Below are 17,839 nucleotides of genomic sequence, written 5' to 3'. Positions count from 1 at the left end.
ATGAGCCCGCAGAAAAAAACCATCAGCTTCGAGCTCAACGGCCGCCCGGTCACCGCCGAGGTCGCGACGCATCACACCTTGGTCGAGCTCCTGCAGAACGAATTCGACCTGTTCGGCGCGCGCGAAAGCTGCGCGCAGGGCCTGTGCGGCTGCTGCACCGTCGTGGTGAACGGCAAGCCGGTGTCCGGCTGTCTTTACCTCGCCGCGTTCGTCGACGGCGCCAAGGTCCAGACCGTCGAAGGGCTCGCATCGGACGACAAGCTCGATCCGGTGCAGGAGGCCTTCATCGAAGCCGGCGCCTTCCAGTGCGGCTTCTGCACGCCCGGCTTCGTGTTGATGACGAAGAAACTGCTCGACGCGCATCCCTCGCCCGACGACGACCAGATTCGTCACTATCTCGCCGGCAATCTCTGCCGCTGCGCCGCCTATCCGGAAATTGTCCGCGCCGTGAAGCTCGCCGCGACCAAGCGGAAGACAGTCGCCGCCTGACGACGTGCAAAGCATATACGGGGAAGTGAAGGATGAGCGCTGTAGCGGGTTCGACTGACATCCCCTGGTATCGCTCGCTCAATCGCGCCCAGTGGAACACGCTTTTCGCGTCCAATCTCGGCTGGCTATTCGACGGCTTCGAGACCTACGCCCTGATCCTGACGGTCGGACCGGCACTGCATCAACTGCTGCATCCGAACGAGTATGCGCAGATTCCCGTCTTCGCCGGGCTGGTCATCGCCATCACTCTGCTCGGCTGGGGCATCGGCGGCATGATCGGCGGCGTCCTCGCCGACTATATCGGCCGCAAGCGCATGATGATCATCGCCGTGCTGACCTATTCGGTGGCGACCGGCCTGAGCGCGCTGTCCTTCGACTGGATTTCGTTCGCCGTCCTGCGCTTCCTCGTCGGCATCTGCATCGGCTCGGAATGGGCGACCGGCTCGTCCATGATGGCCGAGCTGTGGCCCGACAATGCGCGCGCCAAGGGCGCCGGGTTGATGCAGTGCGGCCTCGGCATCGGATTCTTCGTCGCCTCCTTCGTGTGGCTGTTCATCAGCCCCGTCAGCGCCGGCGCATGGCGCTATATGTACCTGATCGGCGTGCTGCCTGCGCTGCTCACGTTGTATATCCGGCGTTCGATCCCCGAATCGCATCTGTGGGAGAAAGCCGACGCGCGGCGCCGCGCGGTGCTCGAACAGAAGCGCGCGGGCCACACGTTGAGCGAGTCCGAAGAGAAGCTCGCGCGCTTCACGCTCGTCGATCTCTTCAGCGATCCGTCCATCCGCAAGCAGACGATCCTCGTCTTCTTCATGTCGCTCACCACCACGGTCGGCTTCTGGGGCATCTCCACCTGGGTGCCGCCATTCGTCGCCGGCATTGCCGCAAAGTCCGGGCTGCCGGCCGCGCAATGGGCGAGTTATGCCGGCATGGCCTATACGATCGGCTCCGTGCTCGGCTACATTAGTTTGGGGTTCCTGGCCGACGCCTTCGGCCGCAAGCCGGTGACGATCGTCTATTTCATCTTGGCACTTGTATTCACGCCGGTGCTGTTCTTCTGGACGCAGAACCTCACGCTGCTGCTCGTCCTCACCTGCGTGAATGCGTTCTTCAGCAACGGCCAGTACACGTGGATGCCGGTGTGGCTGCCGGAGCTCTATCCGACGCGCATGCGGGCCACCGCGCTCGCCTTCGCGTTCAATGCGCCGCGCTTCATCGCCTTTCTCGGGCCGCTGCTCGCCGGCACGATGATCGTGCACTTCGGCGGCTTCGGCCGTGCGGCGATGGTGCTGGCCACGATCTACATCGTCGGCATCGCCTGCGCGCCGTTCCTGCCGGAGACACGCGGGCGCTCACTGCCGGCGTGAGGCCTCGAAACCGCGGGCTATTCGTCGAGGCGGATGGGCGCGCGGCTGAATTCGTTATTCTGGTCGACGAGGCGTGACAGCAAGCTCATGAACTGCTGTCGCTCCTGCTTGCTCAAAACCTCGAGCAGCCGGCGTTGCGCGCGCTCGGCCTTGGGCTGAAAGCGCGCCATCAGCGTCACGCCCTTCGGCGTGATCGCGATCGAGCGCTTGCGCCGGTCGAGCTTGCTTACGGTCTGTTTGAGGACACCGCGGCGCGTGAGGCGATCGACGACATTGGCGACGTTGGAGCGGTCGAGGCCCAACTCCTCGGCCAGTTCGACCTGGCCGACGCCGGGCTGCGACTTGACGATGGTCAGGATGCCCCACTGGATCGGCGTGACCTGCTCGGCCGCGCATTCCTTCAGGAAGATCGCCATGTGGATTTGATGCAGCCGGCGGACGAGGAAGCCGGGTCTTGTCCAAACGACCCTGGTCCGGTTGGCTTCCCCAGTCATTCTTTTCATCGCGCCTGAATTCGGTCTATGACGGCACCCTAACCGTTTTGCCCCGCGGGTCAAACGCACGCAAGAAAGCCCGAAACGACCATGAGCAACGCCATCAACTGCATCGACCCGCGCGACAGCGCGGCGCCCGGGGGCCACTACAGCCACGCCGCCGTCGCCGGCGGTTTTGTCTTCGTCTCCGGGCAATTGCCGATCGCACCCGACGGCAACAAGCTCGCCGATGCGAGCTTCGAGGAGCAGACGCGGCAGGTGCTCGACAATGTTGCGCGCGCACTCGTTGCGGCGGGCAGCGGCATCGACAAACTGGTGCAGGTGCGCGTCTACGTCACCGACATCGCGCTGTGGCCGCAGTTCAATACCTTGTACGCGGCCTGGGCCGGCGCCGCGCGACCGGCGCGCGCGGTGGTGCCGGTACCGGTGCTACACTACGGCTTCAAGATCGAGGTCGAGGCAGTGGCGCTCGCCTGAACGGCGCGCGTCACTTGTACGGCAGGATGTCCTGCCAGAACGAGCAGTCGTGCATCTGGCCGTATCCCGGATGCTGGTGACCGCCGGTGAGTTCGAGATACTGGATATTCTCGGACTGCGCCGAATACGTCGTCCACGCGTCGGAGGACAGATCGCCGCTTTTTGCCGTCGGTACGCCATTGCGTGCGAATGACGTCCAGTAGTCGACCAGCAGGTCCGAAAGTTTTTCCTGTTTGGCATTCAGCGGGTGCGGTGTGCCCTGCCCGCCATGAAACAGCGGGAAGAGATACAACAGCTCCGCCGTATGATAGGCGCGCATCGGAAAGCTCGTGGGCGGATAGTAGGACGGCGCCGTCCGATCGCGGAATTCATAGGCATAGACTGAAACATATTTCGTCCAGTCATTGTCGAGCAGACGCGCAGTACACGCCTTGAATTTCTGCGCGACCGCGATCTCCGCGAGACTCGGGCTTTCGTACTTCGACATCGGATATTTCTGCGCCAGGGCCACCTTGTGCGCAGCGCCCATCGAGCCCAGGAATTTCTCGTAGCCGTCGGCCGTCAGCGGTGGCGCCCCGCGTTGCGTTTCAGGCATGAAGAAGGATTGCTCGTCCTGAACCAGCCCGGTCAGGATCGGCACGTGATTGAAATTGCCGGTGCGGTAGGCGTGTGGCGCGTCGTCGGTGATGATCGTGCCGTCGGCCGAGGGAAACTCGGTCACGAGATGCACAACCGGCGCCTGATGCTCGAAGATCTGCCTGATGCTCAGATTGCGCAGACACGCCGCCGCGGCGTCCGGGCAACCAGCCTGCTTGGCGAACGCCTCGCCGGCCTTCAGTTCCGCTTCCGGCGTGACGACGGTGATGTGCGTACCACTCTCATTGATGGCACGATGGAACAGGCCCTTCGCGGTTGGCGATTGCAGGTTCGCCATCACGGCGGTCCCGCCGCCCGACTGGCCAAAGATCGTCACGTTGCCGGCATCGCCGCCGAAGCTTGCAATGTTCTGCTTGACCCAGCGCAGCGCCGCCTGCTGATCCATGATGCCGTAGTTGACGTGCGGATGACCTTCGTTGTTGAGCGAGGGGACGGACAGGAAACCGAGCGCGCCGACCCGAAAGTTCAACGTCACGACGATGACGTGACCGCGCTGCGCCAGCTTGCTACCGTCGTAATCGTTGCTTTCGCCGCTGAACAGACCGCCGCCGTAGAACCAGACCATGACCGGCAGTTTGGCCGCTGCGTCCGACCCGTGCGGCATAAAGACGTTGAGATAGAGGCAGTCCTCGCTATTGCTGGGCGCCGCGAAGATGCCGCGCGAGGGCTGCGCGCAGGAATTTGCGAATGCCGTCACGTGCCGCGTGCCGGACCAGGATGCCGGCGCGGCCGGCGGCCGCCAGCGCAGATCGCCGACCGGCGGAGCGGCATAGGGAATGCCGAGAAATTCATCGACGCCACCGACGACCTTGCCTTGCAGGTCTCCGGTTGCGACGTGCACCGGGCGAGTGAGGTCGGCCGCCCGTACAGCCGACACGACGCACGCGGTCGCGACGACCGCCGCCGCCATCATCGAAATCCTGCCGTTCAGCCGGCGGCCGGAGCGCTTCGGCATCGCGTGCCTCCCCTTGATGACTATCGAAAGTCCGGATTTTTGGGCAATTAGGACGTTAGTCTTTTTGAATGATCGTCTGATTGTACGACGAACTCTGTGGGCGTCAACGCGGCGCAACTGCACCAGCGCGGCGCATGCGCTGTTGCGGTAGGCGGCGGCGCGACGACCCGCAAAGAACGGTACGCGGCGACCGGAGCTGGCGACGGCGAAAAGGCCACGCGCTGATGATGTCTTGGGGGGATGGTGGGCGCGACAGGGATCGAACCTGTGACCCCCTCCATGTCAAGGAGGTGCTCTTCCGCTGAGCTACGCGCCCATCCAGGGGGGTGGTCTTATCGGCTGGGCCCCGGCGAGGCAAGGGCCCGGCAAGGGCGCGCCGGATCAGGCCGCCGCCAGCATCTTCTGCACTTCGGTGACCAGCTCGCGCAGGTGGATCGGCTTCGACAGCACCTTGGCCTGCTTCGGCGCGCTGGAATCCGGGTTCAACGCCACCGCGGCGAAGCCGGTGATGAACATGATCTTGATATCGGGATCGAGTTCCGCGGCGCGACGGGCGAGCTCGATACCGTCCATCTCCGGCATGACGATGTCGGTGAGCAGCAGTTCGAACGGCTCCTCGCGCAGCCGCTGATAGGCCGAAAGTCCGTTGTCGTACGAGGTGACCTCGAAGCCGGCGTTCTGCAGCGCCTTCACCAGGAACCGCCGCATGTCGGTATCGTCTTCAGCCAGCAGGATTTTTGACATCATCCCCAAGTACCCCGGTCGCAGCCGGCCCCAACCGGCGCAGCGCCCTATAACACTTGTACCCGGTAAACATCGGGTGAACCGAAAGCCAGGCTTGGAATTGTCACCCCGCCATCGGACAATACCCCGCCTGGGCGGGCTTTCGCCCGCTCCTTGAGCCTACCCGACCAGCCTGAGGGCCGTCACCAGCCATGAGCGCACCCCGCGACGAGCTCGACCCGCCGTTCGAAATCATCGAACCGACGGTCTGCCGCGGCCCCGTCCTGTTCAATTCGCCACATTCGGGCTCGCACTATCCGCGCGCCTTCCTGGAGGCCTCGCGCCTCGACATCCCGACGCTGCGCCGCTCCGAGGACAGCTTCGTCGACGAGCTGATCGCCGGCGTCGTCGTCGAGGGCTACCCCATGATGCGCGCGCATTTCCCGCGCTGCTTCGTCGACGTCAACCGCGAGCCGTACGAGCTCGATCCGCGCATGTTCGAAGGCCGCCTGCCCTCCTTCGCCAACACCCGCTCGATGCGGGTGGCTGGCGGGCTAGGCACCGTCGCGCGCGTGGTCGGCGACGCCCAGGAGATCTACGACCAGCGCATTCCGGTCGACGACGCGCTCGCCCGCATTGACAGCCTGTACAAGCCCTACCACCGCGCGCTGCGCCGGCTATTCACCGGGCTGCACCGCGAGTTTGGCGCGGCGGTGCTGGTCGACTGCCATTCGATGCCGTCGAACGCTGGCCATCGCGACGAGCGGCCGCGCCCCGAATTCGTGCTCGGCGACCGCTACGGCACGAGCTGCATCGGCCTCGTCGGCGACGTGGTCGAACAGACCCTGCGCGGCCTCGGCTATACGGTCAGCCGCAACAAACCCTATGCCGGCGGCTTCATCACCGAGCACTACGGCAATCCGGCGGCCGGCCTGCACGCCATCCAGCTCGAGATCAACCGCGCCCTGTACATGGATGAGCGGCGGTATCAGCACACGGAGAATTTCGCTCAGCTCGCTGCCGACATGACTGCATTGGCGCGGCGCCTCGGCGACATTCCGGTCGACGAGCTGCGCCCCTATCGCGCGGCCGCTGAATAACGAACACTGATGCGGGATAAAAAAAGGGGCCGCTCGCGGGTGCAAGCGGCCCAAGTCTAGGGAGGAAACGCCCAAGGAGGGCAGCGATAGCTCTCGCTACCGCATTGCAATAACTTACACCGCGACGCACAAAAATCAAGGGCGAATGGTCCAAAACCCATGATTTTATCGCATAGCTGGGAACCGAAATCCGGACGATTGCTCTGTGGAATGGGTGGAATAGTCACTCACCAGCCACAGATTCACTGCCAATAGTCCCCTACCTGCCGGATGAGCTTTGCATTTTTGAGGTACTTCGGCACGCTGGCTCCGCTTGCGTGGCGCCAGGGAAGGCTTCGGCCGGGACGACAGGAATGACCGCCGTCGATTTCACCAACTTCGTCGACCAGCTCGCCACCGCGTCCGGCGACACCATCCTCCCCTTCTTCCGCACCGCGCTGGCGGTGGAGAACAAGAAGGCCGGCGGCTTCGACCCCGTCACCGCCGCCGACCGCGCCGCCGAGAACGCCATGCGCGCCCTCATCCGCGAGAACTTCCCGGCGCACGGCATCCTCGGCGAGGAATACGGCAGCGAGCGCGCCGATGCCGAATATGTCTGGGTGCTCGACCCGATCGACGGCACCAAGTCGTTCATCGCCGGCATGGTGGCATGGGGCACGCTCATCGGCCTCACGCGGCTGGGCGAGCCGGTGTTCGGCATGATGCACCAGCCGTTCACGCGCGAGCGCTTCTCCGGTGACGGCGGCGCCGCGCGCTACCGCGGTCCGGCGGGAAATCGCGATCTGCGTGTGCGTGCCTGCGATTCCATCGGCGACGCGCTGATGTTCACCACCTCCCCGCTTCTGATGAATGAGGCGGACCGCGCCATCTTCAAGCGCGTCGAGGACAAGGTGAAACTCTCGCGCTACGGCGGCGATTGCTACGCCTACTGCATGCTGGCGGCCGGCCAGATCGACCTCATCATCGAGACCGAATTGAAGCCGCACGACGTCGTCGCGCTGATCCCGATCGTCACCGGCGCCGGCGGCATCATGACGACGTGGGAGAACGGCCCGGCGCAGGCAGGCGGCCGTATCGTCGTCGCCGGCGACAAGCGCGTGCACGCCGCCGCGCTCGAATTCCTGCACCACGCGTAAGGCGCCGAAGGCCGGCTCGCTTGCGCCTGCCTCCTGATGCCGCGGCGGAAATACGATGCCGTCGTGGTCGGTCAGGTCGCTGACATGGCGCATTAACCGCACCGGCAAATGGTACGGCCCACACCGAAAAAACTTGCCTGTGGCCTTGGCACCATAATTCCTCCATGGTTGCCCAGCTTGCTATGCTGCGAAGCGTCGTGAGCCGGCCCCCCGGCCCGCGGCGTTCCATCGGGGATCAGACCTTCAGTAATGGCCGATACGTACGTCCTGCCCGCGCTTCCGCAGCGTTTGTTCGCGGCGCGCAGAAACAGTCAGTTCATGTCTGGAGCCACCCTGGTCGGCTTCGGAACGATTGCGACCGGCACCTTCATGGCCGCGCTGGTTGGCAGCGCACTGACATGGATGCACGGGACCTATCGTCCGGCGTACGTCGCGGCGAAGGTCGACTCCGCTCTGTCGGTGATCACGCCGCAGACCGGTCACGAGGCCGCGCCCGCCTCGCCCGACTTCTCCGAACGCGCGAAGACCACGCTGACGTTCGACGACCGGTTCGCTTTGCAGACCGATCCGACCTTGTCGCCGGACACGGCCTATGTGTGGTCACCGGCCGGCGGCCTTTCGACTTTATTCGTGCGCCCTGTCGCACCCGCCGATCACTTGGCAGCCTTGCCGATGCCGGCGCCGATCGTCGCCGCGCGCAACACGCAGCCGCAGACCCAGGCCCAGCGCGAAGCCGATCTCGTGCCGATGCCGCGCACGCATCCGGCCGGTGCCACGCCGCTGGCAAAAAGCAACGTGCGGCCGATTCCGGTTCCGGCACAGCCGGAGCAGGCGCCGCAGACGGCCGAGCAGAAGCCCGCATCGACCGGCTTCTTCAGTTTCCTCAGCCACATCTTCAGGCCGGCGGAAAAGCCGAACGTGAAGGCGCTGTTCGTCGCCAATCCGAAGGCTGCGATCTACGACATCGCGGCGCACGTCGTTTATCTGCCGAACGGTGAGGCGCTCGAGGCGCATTCCGGCTACGGCCAATGGCTCGACGATCCGCAATCCTACGCGCGCAAGGATCGCGGCGTGACGCCGCCGAACATCTACAAGCTCACGCTGCGTGAGAAGCTCTTCCACGGCGTGAAGGCGCTGCGGCTGACGCCGGTCGGCGAGGACGCGCAGATGTACGGCCGCGACGGAATGCTGGCGCACACCTACATGCTCGGCCCGAACGGCCAATCGAACGGCTGCGTGTCCTTCAAGGACTACACGAAGTTCCTGCAGGCCTTCGCCAGCGGTGAGATCGACCAGTTGATCGTGCTGCCGCGGGTGCCCGCGGCGCCGGCCACCCCTGCCGCCACCACCGTGGCCCAGGCCGGCTGAGCGGCGGCGTTCAGGCCGCCGCCGCGAATTCCGCCATCACCTTCTCTTCGAACGCGAGGACCTGTTGCACGCTCGCGCGCGTCTTCATGCGCTCGAAATGCGCCACGCAGTTGGCGAACCCCGACAGGTCGAATTTGAACTGGTAGCCGCGGCGGAAGCACCAGAAGAAGTGCGCGTCGGCGGCGGTGAAATGATCGAAGAAATACTCGCGTCCGGCGAGCATCGCGTCGGCGACCTTGTAGGCCTCGAAGATCGTCTCCTGCGCCATCCGGCGCACGCCCTCCTCGCTACCCGGGGTGTCGCAGATCTTCATCGGCGCGTGCACGCGCGACAGCACCGGGTGAATGCCCGACGCGCACCACGACATCACCGAGATCGCCTGCAATTCCTGCCAGGGATCGGTCGGCAGCAGCTTCGCCGCGGGGAAATTGCGCGCGATCCACTGCTGGATGGCGACATTCTCGGTCAGCGGCTTTCCGTCGACGACGAGCAGCGGCACCTTGTGCTTCGGATTGAGCCGCAAGTAGTCGGGCGCGTTCTGCTGTCCCTTACGCAGATTGATCGGGTGCACCGTGAACTTTGCCTTCGCCTCCGTCAGGGTGACGTATGGCACCAGCGAACAGGCGATCGGCGCGTAGTAGAGAACGACGTCCATTGCTTTCTCCCGATGAAATTTGACTAATCTGCTTGTGGCCATCTGATGCGGATCGCGTAGGCTCCGCAAGACACGTCCGCGTCAGTAGCGCGGTGTGCCCGGCACGAAGGCGTCGAAGGCCGCCCAGAACTGCCCGCGATAGCCATCGAGCTCCTGCAGGATCTCGTGCTTGGCGCCGGCGAGGATAAGATGGCGACCGGCGAGCAATTGCGAGCCGAAGGCCTCAATCGCCGGCGTCGACACGACCTCGTCGCGGCCGGCGGCAACCATCAGGATCGGCTGGCGGATGCGGCCGGCATAGCTCGGATCGGTGAAGCGCTTCATCAGCCGCAGCGCCGCGTCGGCCCAGGACACCGTCGGCGCGCCGAGGCCGAGCTCGGACTCTTCTTCCAGAATTGCCGCGTTGCGCGCGTAGCGCACCGGATCGGAGGTAAGCACGTTGCCGAGGAAGGGCTGCTTGCCGACCGCGTTGGCATCGTTGGTCGGCACATAGGCGCGGCCGGTACCGAACAGCCGCAACGTGCGCGCCAGCGGTCCGGCGAAGGCCATCTTGGCGCTCGACGGCAGCGCGATCATTGGCGCCGACAGCACCATGCGCTCGAACCAGCGGCTGCCGTCGTGGCAGGCGCGGATGGCGATCGCCCCGCCCATCGAATGGCCGAGCGCGAAGATCGGCGGCGGGCAGTCAGGCAGCACCACCTGCTCCATGATGGCTTCGAGATCGGTCAGGTATTCGGAGAAATTGCGCACGTGTCCCTTGCGCCGGTCGGTGAGCGCGCGATCGGACAGGCCCTGACCGCGCCAGTCGAACGTCGCCACCGCGAAGCCGCGCGCGCGCAGGTCGCGCACCGTCTCGAAATATTTCTCGATGTACTCGGCGCGCCCCTGCAGCACGACGACGGTGCCTTTGCGGCCGGGCGGCGGGGCCCAGCGTGCGAAGCGCAAATTGACGCCGTCCGGCGTCTTGATGGAGCCGGTGACGACCTGGTCGGGAACCGGATTGGCGGGGATGGAGACGAGTTTCATGGACGGCCGCGGGCCGCTGCGGCCCTTCCCTGCGGTTATAGCAGGGTCGCACGCGGCCTCAATCGCCGGTTCCGGCCCCTGCCGGGATTCCCCCGGAAATTCAGCGATTTGGCGCATGGCGGCGGCCCCTTGCGGGCCAAAATTGCCGTTCCTACATCAAGGGTCGCGCAGGCCAATGACGGCTGCGCACGGTCTGGTCCGGCCATGACGGCGGGCCACCGCGTATCGCTCAACATGGAGGATATGCCATGCGTACGTTCGATCTTGCTCCCCTTTATCGTTCCACCGTCGGTTTCGACCGGCTCTTCTCGATGCTGGACGGCTTCGACAGTGTTCCGGGCTACCCGCCCTACAACATCGAGCGCACCGGTGAGAACGACTACCGCATCAGCATTGCTGTCGCCGGCTTCGGCGAAGGCGACCTGTCGATCGAGGCGAAAGACAACACGCTGACGGTCAAGGGCGCCAAGCAGGCCAAGGACGAGCAGAACGGCGAGGTGCTCTACCAGGGCATCGCCGCGCGCGCCTTCGAGCGCGTGTTCCAGCTCGCCGACTACGTGGTCGTGAAGGCCGCGAAGCTCGAGAATGGCCTGCTGCACGTCGATCTCGTCCGCGAGATTCCCGAGGCGAAGAAGCCGCGGCAGATCCCGATCGCCAACACTGCGGCCCAGCCGCAGGTTGTCGACGCGAAGGTCGCGGCCTAACGGTTTCGAACCTTCCAAAACGAGAAGCGCCCCGGATGCCCCCGGGGCGCTTTTTTTATTGGCTGGGGGCTTCGTCGCGCGCGACCGGCGCCGAGGCCGGCGGCGGCGCGGTGAACTTCTCCGCCTTGTCTTCGCGCGAGAATTTCGGCGTCGGGTAGATTGGCGTGAGCGTATCCGCGCTCGCCTGCGGCGGCGGCGCGGTCAGCACCGCGCGATGCTCATCGGGCTTCGGCGCGCTGCTGAAGGGATGACGGCGCAGCGGCGCCTGCTTGCGCACGCGCGGCGGCGGCGCGACATCCTCGACGTCATCGGGCGGGCCGGCATCCGCTGCGTCGGACGGCTCCGCCGTCGCCTGGTCGTCCTCGGGGCCCGGCACATGGATGATGCGCGGTCCGCTGTGCAGAGGCGCGGTGGCGGCGACCGGCCGCACCGGCGCCACCGACAGGATATCGCCGAGCTGCGCGTCAGCGACGACACGCATCTCGACGCCGCGCCGATCATAGGCGTGCAGCACGTAATAGGAGCCGCGCCGCATCGGCCGGCTGGCCGGCTCGAGCGCCATTTCGCGCACGCGCGTGACGATCTCGTAGGCCGGCATCGCGTCGGCCGGCGTACTCGCCGGATCGAGATAGCGCGCGCCGGCTGCGTAGAGCGTCATCGGCGCGGCAAAACCGAACACCGTGGCGAAGGCGAGAACCGCAGTCTTGTGCCGGCCCTTGCCCATGGTCAGCGCCGCGCGATCAGCCGGATGATGTTGTCGAAGGACAATGCGCCGCCGCCGAGCGAGATCAGCACCAGGAGGATCGACACCCAGTAGATGTGCTCGCCCCAGAAAATCTGCGGCACGATGAACACGGCAATCAGGCCGGTGATCATCAGCAGACCGAGCGAAGCGAAGCGCGTGGCGAAGCCGAGCACCAGACAGATCGGCAGCACGAACTCGGCATAGCTGACGGCATAGGCGGCGATCGCCGGCGGCAGCGGGATCGGCGGATACTGCGTGAGGAAGTCGGCGAAGGTGTCGGCCTTCACGTGCAGCGGCAGCACCATCGAGAAATCGAGGGCCGGCAGCCGGAACGGCAGGTTCGACAGGAACGGCAGTTGGGTCGGCAGGTGCAGCGAGACCGCCGGGCCGTCGATGCGGCTCTGGCCGTCGAGGAAGAAGATGCGCGCCATCACCAGCCGCAGCGCCAGCGCCACCAGCGCGAAGGGCACGCAGGAACAGGCGGCGATGAAGCCGTCTACGGTCATGCCGACGACCGAGCGCGACCGGCGCGCCCGCTCGGCGGCGCGGGCGGCGATGGCCTGGCTGGTACTCAGCGCCTTGCTGACGGCCGGCGACGGCCGCGGCATCGACACCGCCTGCATGCGGGACAGTTCCAGCGGCGGCGGCGCCAAGGTCGCGAGCTTGTCCGCCAGCCGCGACATGGCAACCTCGCCGGAGAGCGGCTGCGCGGCAGCCGCGAGTTGGTCGCTCATGGCAACGCTCCGTGCTTTTCGCGCCGACCATAGCGAAAAGCCGCATGAATACGGGCTTTTCCCGGATTCACGATTAAACGGTTAACCCCGCCGCGTGCTGACGCAGGACGCCGCGGTTGAGCCCGCCGCAACGGCATTGCGCGCGCCGCCGACACGTGGTCCTCTTATTGCCGGAGAGCGAGACGCGGCCGCAAGAAAACGACGCGTCGACGCGATTCCGCCGTGGACCGGCCTTGTGCGGCAAGGCAAAATTTGGCATGGTCCATTAGGACAGCAATGCTGTCCTAATGGCGTCGGCCGATACCGGTCTCCAGAGTGCAGGGCGGCATCGGCGGGACGCGAAGCGGGGGCAGATCGCTCCGGTGACAGGCCGGACGACGGCCCCCTTCTCGGGAACGGTTGTGCTTGGCACGCGGCGGAAGAGGCGCCGCGGACGAGACGGGTACGCCGGCGGAGTGACAACCGCGGCGGAGGCAGGGCCAAAATGACTGAGCGAAAGACGGGCGCAGGTTTTCTTCAACGCGAGTTCGCCGCTCGCGACGCCAAACTTTCGCGCACGGCCACGCTCGATCCGGGCACGCCGCTGCCGCAGGGCCTCTACGACCCGTCGCTGGACAAGGATTCCTGCGGCGTCGGCTTCATCGCCGACATCAAGGGCCGCAAGTCGCACCAGATCGTCGAGGACGGTCTGCGCATCCTGTGCAACCTCGAGCACCGCGGCGCCGTCGGCGCCGACCCGCGCATGGGCGACGGCGCGGGCATCCTCGTGCAGATCCCGCACAAGTTCTTCGCCAAAAAGGCGCAGGAAGCAGGCTTCTCCCTGCCCGCGCCCGGTGAATACGCCATCGGCCAGTTGTTCCTGCCGACGGAGCCGAGCTGGCGGCAGATCATCCGCGATATTTACGCGGAGATGGTCGCGCGCGAGGGGCTCACTTTGCTCGGCTGGCGCGACGTGCCGACCGACAATTCCACGCTCGGCGAGTCGGTGAAGCCGACCGAGCCGAAGCACATGCAGGTGTTCATCGGCAAGGGCAAGAAGAAGCTCGACGAGAACGCCTTCGAACGCAAGCTCTACATCCTGCGCAAGGCGATCTCGAACGCCGTCTACAAGAAGCGCGAGCGGCGCGTCGCGAGCTATTACCCGGTGTCGATCTCCTGCCGCACGGTGATCTACAAGGGCATGTTCCTCGCCGACCAGCTCGGCACCTATTATTCCGACCTGCACGATCCGGATTTCGAGAGCGCGCTGGCGCTGGTGCACCAGCGCTTCTCGACCAACACCTTCCCGACCTGGTCGCTGGCGCATCCGTACCGCTATCTCGCGCACAACGGCGAGATCAACACGCTGCGCGGCAACGTCAACTGGATGGCGGCGCGGCAGGCCTCGGTCTCCTCGCCGCTGTTCGGCAAGGACATCGAGAAGCTGTGGCCGATCTCCTATGAAGGCCAGTCCGACACCGCCTGCTTCGACAACGCGCTCGAGTTCCTGGTGCAGGGCGGCTACTCGCTCGCGCACGCGATGATGATGATGGTGCCGGAGGCCTGGGCGGGCAACCCGCTCATGGACGAGGAGCGCCGCGCCTTCTACGAATACAACGCCGCGCTGATGGAGCCGTGGGACGGCCCGGCCGCGCTCGCCTTCACCGACGGCCGCCAGATCGGCGCCACGCTCGACCGCAACGGCTTGCGCCCGGCGCGCTATTTCCTGACGCGCGACGACCGCATCGTCATGGCCTCCGAGATGGGCGTGCTGCCGATCGCGGAAAAGGACATCGTCAAGAAGTGGCGCCTGCAGCCGGGCAAGATGCTGCTCGTCGACCTCGACGAGGGCCGGCTCATTCCCGACGACGAATTGAAGGCGACGCTCGCCAAGAGCCATCCCTACAAGGAGTGGCTGAAGAACACGCAGCTCGTGCTCGAGGACATGCCGGGCACCGCCAACAAGGCGCCGATCTCGAACCTGTCGCTGCTCGATCGCCAGCAGGCCTTCGGCTATTCGCAGGAAGACATCAAGATCCTGATGACGCCGATGGGCACCACCGGCGAAGAAGCGATCGGCTCCATGGGCAACGACACGCCGATCTCGGCGCTGTCGGACAAGTCGAAGTCGCTGTTCACCTACTTCAAGCAGAACTTCGCGCAAGTAACGAACCCGCCGATCGACCCGATCCGCGAAGAGCTCGTCATGAGCCTCGTCTCGATCATCGGGCCGCGGCCGAACATCTTCGATCTGGAAGGCACCTCCACGATCAAGCGGCTCGAGGTCCGTCAGCCGATCCTCACCAATGACGATCTGGAGAAGATCCGCGAAATCTCGCAGATGAGCGAGTCGCATTTCCAGTCGCGCACCTTCGACATCACCTATCCGGCCGAACACAATTCGTACGGCATGGCCTGGGCGATCGACGATCTGTGCGAGCGCGCCGAAGAGGCCGTGCGCAACGGCTGCAACATCATCATCCTGTCCGACCGCAGGACCTCGGCCGACCGCATCCCGATTCCGGTGCTGCTCGCCTGCGCCGCCGTGCACCATCACCTGATCCGCAAAGGCCTGCGCACCTCCGTCGGCCTGGTGCTGGAGACGGGCGAGCCGCGCGAGGTGCATCACTTCGCCTGCCTCGCCGGTTACGGCGCCGAAGCGATCAACCCCTACCTCGCCTTCGAGTCGCTGATCGCGATGAAGGACGAGCTGCCGGGCAAGGCGGCCGACGACAAGGAGATCGTCAAAAAGTACATCAAGGCGATCGACAAGGGACTCCTGAAGGTGATGTCCAAGATGGGCATCTCCACTTACCAGTCCTATTGCGGCGCGCAGATCTTCGACGCCGTCGGCCTCAAGCAGGACTTCGTCGACCTCTACTTCACCGGTACGCACACCCGCGTCGAAGGCGTCGGCCTTCCCGAGATCGCCGAAGAGACCGTGCGCCGCCATCGCGACGCCTTCTCCGACGCGCCGATCTATCGCTCGATGCTCGACGTCGGCGGCGAATACGGCATGCGCGTGCGCGGCGAGCAGCACGTCTGGACCGCGGAGACCGTGTCGCGGCTGCAACACGCCGTGCGCGGCAACAGCCAGGACCAGTACCGGGCCTTCGCGCAGCTCATCAACGACCAGAACGAGCGGCTGCTCACCATCCGCGGCCTGTTCCGCATCAAGACGGCGGAAGAAGACGGCCGCAAGCCGGTGCCGCTCGACCAAGTCGAGCCGGCCAAGGCCATCGTGCGCCGCTTCTCGACCGGCGCGATGTCGTTCGGCTCCATCTCGCGCGAGGCGCACACCACGCTCGCCATCGCCATGAACCGGATCGGCGGCAAGTCGAACACCGGCGAAGGCGGCGAGGAAGCGGACCGCTTCAAGCCGCTGCCGAACGGCGACTCGATGCGCTCGGCGATCAAGCAGGTCGCCTCGGGCCGCTTCGGCGTCACCGCCGAGTATCTCGTCAACTCGGACATGATGCAGATCAAGATGGCGCAGGGCGCCAAGCCCGGCGAAGGCGGGCAGCTGCCCGGCCACAAGGTCGACAAGACCATCGCCAAGGTGCGCCATTCGACCCCGGGTGTCGGCCTGATCTCGCCGCCGCCGCACCACGACATCTACTCGATCGAAGACCTGGCGCAGCTCATCTTCGATTTGAAGAACGTCAACCCGGCCGGCGATGTGTCGGTGAAGCTCGTATCCGAGATCGGCGTCGGCACCGTCGCCGCCGGCGTCTCCAAGGCCCGCGCCGACCACGTCACCATCTCCGGCTTCGAGGGCGGCACCGGCGCTTCGCCGCTCACCTCGATCAAGCACGCCGGTTCCCCGTGGGAGATCGGCCTCGCCGAGACGCACCAGACGCTGGTCGCCAATAAACTGCGCAGTCGCATCGCCGTGCAGGTCGACGGCGGCATCCGTTCCGGGCGCGACGTCGTCGTTGGCGCGCTGCTCGGCGCCGACGAGTTCGGTTTCGCCACCGCGCCGCTGATCGCCGTCGGCTGCATCATGATGCGCAAGTGTCACCTCAACACCTGCCCGACCGGCGTCGCCACGCAGGACCCGGTGTTACGCAAGCGTTTTACCGGCCAGCCCGAGCATGTGATCAACTACTTCTTCTTCGTCGCCGAGGAAGTGCGCGAGATCATGGCCGAGCTCGGCTATCGCACCTTTGACGAAATGGTCGGCCAGATGCAGATGCTCGACCAGCGCAAGCTGATCGAGCACTGGAAGGCGAAGGGCCTGGACTTCTCCAGGCTGTTCCTCAAGCCGCAGGCCGGCAAGGGCGTCGCCGTCCATCACTGCGAGCGGCAGGATCACAAGATCAAGGACATCGTCGACCGCAAGCTGATCGCGGAATCTCAGGCGGCGCTCGATCGCGGCGCACCGGTGCGGCTGCAGGCCGTCATCCGCAACACCGACCGCGCCTGCGGCGCCATGCTCTCCGGCGAAGTGGCCAAGCGTTACGGCCATGACGGCCTGCCGGACGGCACCATCCACGTGCGCTTCACCGGCACCGCCGGACAGTCGTTCGGCGCTTGGCTGGCGCGTGGCATCACCTTCGAGCTCGAGGGCGATGCCAACGACTATGTCGCCAAGGGCCTGTCCGGCGGCCGCATCGTCATCCGCCCGACCGCCGATGCCGGCATCGTGCCGGAGGACTCGATCATCGTCGGCAACACCGTGATGTACGGCGCCATCGCCGGCGAGTGCTACTTCCGCGGCGTCGCCGGCGAGCGCTTCGCCGTGCGCAACTCGGGCGCCATCGCCGTCGTCGAGGGCTCCGGCGACCACTGCTGCGAATACATGACCGGCGGCGTCGTGGTCGTGCTCGGCAAGACCGGCCGCAACTTCGCGGCCGGCATGTCCGGCGGGGTCGCCTACGTGCTCGACGAGGACAATACGTTCGAGAGCCGCTGCAACATGGCCATGGTCGCGCTCGAGCCGGTGCCGGACGAGGAGGCGGTCGCCGAGACCGAGTACGGCCACTACAATGATCTGGAATCGCACGGCCGCGTCGACGTGATGGGCGACCTCACCAACAATGACGCCGCGCGGCTCAACAAGCTGATCTCGGACCACGCGCGCTACACCGGTTCGAAGCGCGCCGCCGAGATACTCGCCGATTGGAACCGCTATCGTCCCATGTTCAGAAAAGTGATGCCGGTCGAATATCGCCGCGCGCTCGCTGAGATGGCAAAGGAGAAGGCCGCCACGATGCAGGCCGCGGAGTAA

Annotated in this window: 15 protein-coding genes and 1 tRNA gene; 8 read left to right on the top strand and 8 right to left on the bottom strand. The window is 65.6% G+C overall.

Annotated features, from left to right (window positions below; translation table 11 throughout):
* Both VGV41_RS16080 and VGV41_RS16075 read left to right on the top strand, forming a co-directional pair.
* On the top strand, window positions 1-489 hold the full coding sequence (locus tag VGV41_RS16080) for a (2Fe-2S)-binding protein (protein WP_326864930.1): 489 nt from the start codon (window positions 1-3) through the stop codon (window positions 487-489).
* 32 nt (window positions 490-521) lie between these two features.
* Complete coding sequence (locus tag VGV41_RS16075) at window positions 522-1,856, top strand: MFS transporter (protein ID WP_326864928.1); 1,335 nt, start codon at window positions 522-524, stop codon at window positions 1,854-1,856.
* A 17-nt stretch (window positions 1,857-1,873) separates the two neighbouring features.
* Here VGV41_RS16075 and VGV41_RS16070 read toward each other — a convergent pair whose 3' ends face one another.
* The gene (locus VGV41_RS16070; protein WP_326864927.1) at window positions 1,874-2,272 is read right to left on the bottom strand and encodes a MarR family winged helix-turn-helix transcriptional regulator; all 399 of its coding nucleotides are present in this window, start codon (window positions 2,270-2,272) and stop codon (window positions 1,874-1,876) included.
* A 168-nt stretch (window positions 2,273-2,440) separates the two neighbouring features.
* Between VGV41_RS16070 and VGV41_RS16065 the strand changes: the two genes are divergently transcribed.
* The gene (locus VGV41_RS16065) at window positions 2,441-2,827 is read left to right on the top strand and encodes a RidA family protein (RefSeq protein WP_326864926.1); all 387 of its coding nucleotides are present in this window, start codon (window positions 2,441-2,443) and stop codon (window positions 2,825-2,827) included.
* Window positions 2,828-2,837: 10 nt separating this feature from the next.
* On the opposite strand, the gene VGV41_RS16060 is transcribed toward VGV41_RS16065, so the two are convergent.
* From VGV41_RS16060 to cpdR, 3 genes are all read right to left on the bottom strand, one after another.
* A complete protein-coding gene (locus VGV41_RS16060; RefSeq protein WP_326864924.1) occupies window positions 2,838-4,439 on the bottom strand; it encodes a carboxylesterase/lipase family protein in 1,602 nt (533 codons plus the stop codon).
* Window positions 4,440-4,680: 241 nt separating this feature from the next.
* Window positions 4,681-4,755 (bottom strand) — tRNA-Val (locus VGV41_RS16055).
* Window positions 4,756-4,820: 65 nt separating this feature from the next.
* A complete protein-coding gene (gene cpdR / locus VGV41_RS16050; protein WP_326865107.1) occupies window positions 4,821-5,183 on the bottom strand; it encodes a cell cycle two-component system response regulator CpdR in 363 nt (120 codons plus the stop codon).
* A 191-nt stretch (window positions 5,184-5,374) separates the two neighbouring features.
* Here cpdR and VGV41_RS16045 point away from each other — a divergent pair, with 191 nt between their 5' ends.
* The 3 genes from VGV41_RS16045 (at window position 5,375) to VGV41_RS16035 (ending at window position 8,766) form a co-directional block, all read left to right on the top strand.
* Entirely contained in the window at window positions 5,375-6,262 is an 888-nt protein-coding gene (locus VGV41_RS16045) for an N-formylglutamate amidohydrolase (RefSeq protein WP_326864922.1), read from the top strand.
* A 353-nt stretch (window positions 6,263-6,615) separates the two neighbouring features.
* Window positions 6,616-7,398, top strand: coding sequence for a histidinol-phosphatase (gene hisN, locus VGV41_RS16040; protein ID WP_326864921.1), 783 nt, complete (start codon window positions 6,616-6,618; stop codon window positions 7,396-7,398).
* Between the two features lie 318 nt (window positions 7,399-7,716).
* Window positions 7,717-8,766, top strand: coding sequence for a tlde1 domain-containing protein (locus VGV41_RS16035; RefSeq protein WP_326864920.1), 1,050 nt, complete (start codon window positions 7,717-7,719; stop codon window positions 8,764-8,766).
* 10 nt (window positions 8,767-8,776) lie between these two features.
* Here VGV41_RS16035 and VGV41_RS16030 read toward each other — a convergent pair whose 3' ends face one another.
* Both VGV41_RS16030 and VGV41_RS16025 read right to left on the bottom strand, forming a co-directional pair.
* Window positions 8,777-9,421, bottom strand: coding sequence for a glutathione S-transferase family protein (locus VGV41_RS16030; RefSeq protein WP_326864919.1), 645 nt, complete (start codon window positions 9,419-9,421; stop codon window positions 8,777-8,779).
* A gap of 81 nt (window positions 9,422-9,502) precedes the next feature.
* Window positions 9,503-10,447 carry an alpha/beta hydrolase gene (locus tag VGV41_RS16025; protein ID WP_326864918.1) on the bottom strand — a complete coding sequence of 315 codons (945 nt, stop codon included), beginning with the start codon at window positions 10,445-10,447 and terminating at the stop codon, window positions 9,503-9,505.
* Window positions 10,448-10,695: 248 nt separating this feature from the next.
* On the opposite strand from VGV41_RS16025, the gene VGV41_RS16020 reads away from it, so the two are divergent.
* A complete protein-coding gene (locus VGV41_RS16020; RefSeq protein ID WP_326864917.1) occupies window positions 10,696-11,151 on the top strand; it encodes an Hsp20 family protein in 456 nt (151 codons plus the stop codon).
* Between the two features lie 55 nt (window positions 11,152-11,206).
* On the opposite strand, the gene VGV41_RS16015 is transcribed toward VGV41_RS16020, so the two are convergent.
* On the bottom strand, window positions 11,207-11,875 hold the full coding sequence (locus VGV41_RS16015) for a hypothetical protein (RefSeq protein ID WP_326864915.1): 669 nt from the start codon (window positions 11,873-11,875) through the stop codon (window positions 11,207-11,209).
* A 2-nt stretch (window positions 11,876-11,877) separates the two neighbouring features.
* Window positions 11,878-12,630 (bottom strand): DoxX family protein, encoded by a 753-nt coding sequence (locus VGV41_RS16010; RefSeq protein WP_326864914.1) that lies wholly within the window; start codon window positions 12,628-12,630, stop codon window positions 11,878-11,880.
* Window positions 12,631-13,114: 484 nt separating this feature from the next.
* On the opposite strand from VGV41_RS16010, the gene gltB reads away from it, so the two are divergent.
* Window positions 13,115-17,839, top strand: coding sequence for a glutamate synthase large subunit (gene gltB / locus VGV41_RS16005; protein WP_326864913.1), 4,725 nt, complete (start codon window positions 13,115-13,117; stop codon window positions 17,837-17,839).

Source organism: Pseudolabrys sp. (assembly GCF_035943735.1).
Lineage (GTDB): Bacteria > Pseudomonadota > Alphaproteobacteria > Rhizobiales > Xanthobacteraceae > Pseudolabrys.
The sequence above is the reverse complement of the archived record's forward strand: the minus strand, read 5'-3'. Positions and strand labels throughout refer to the sequence as shown.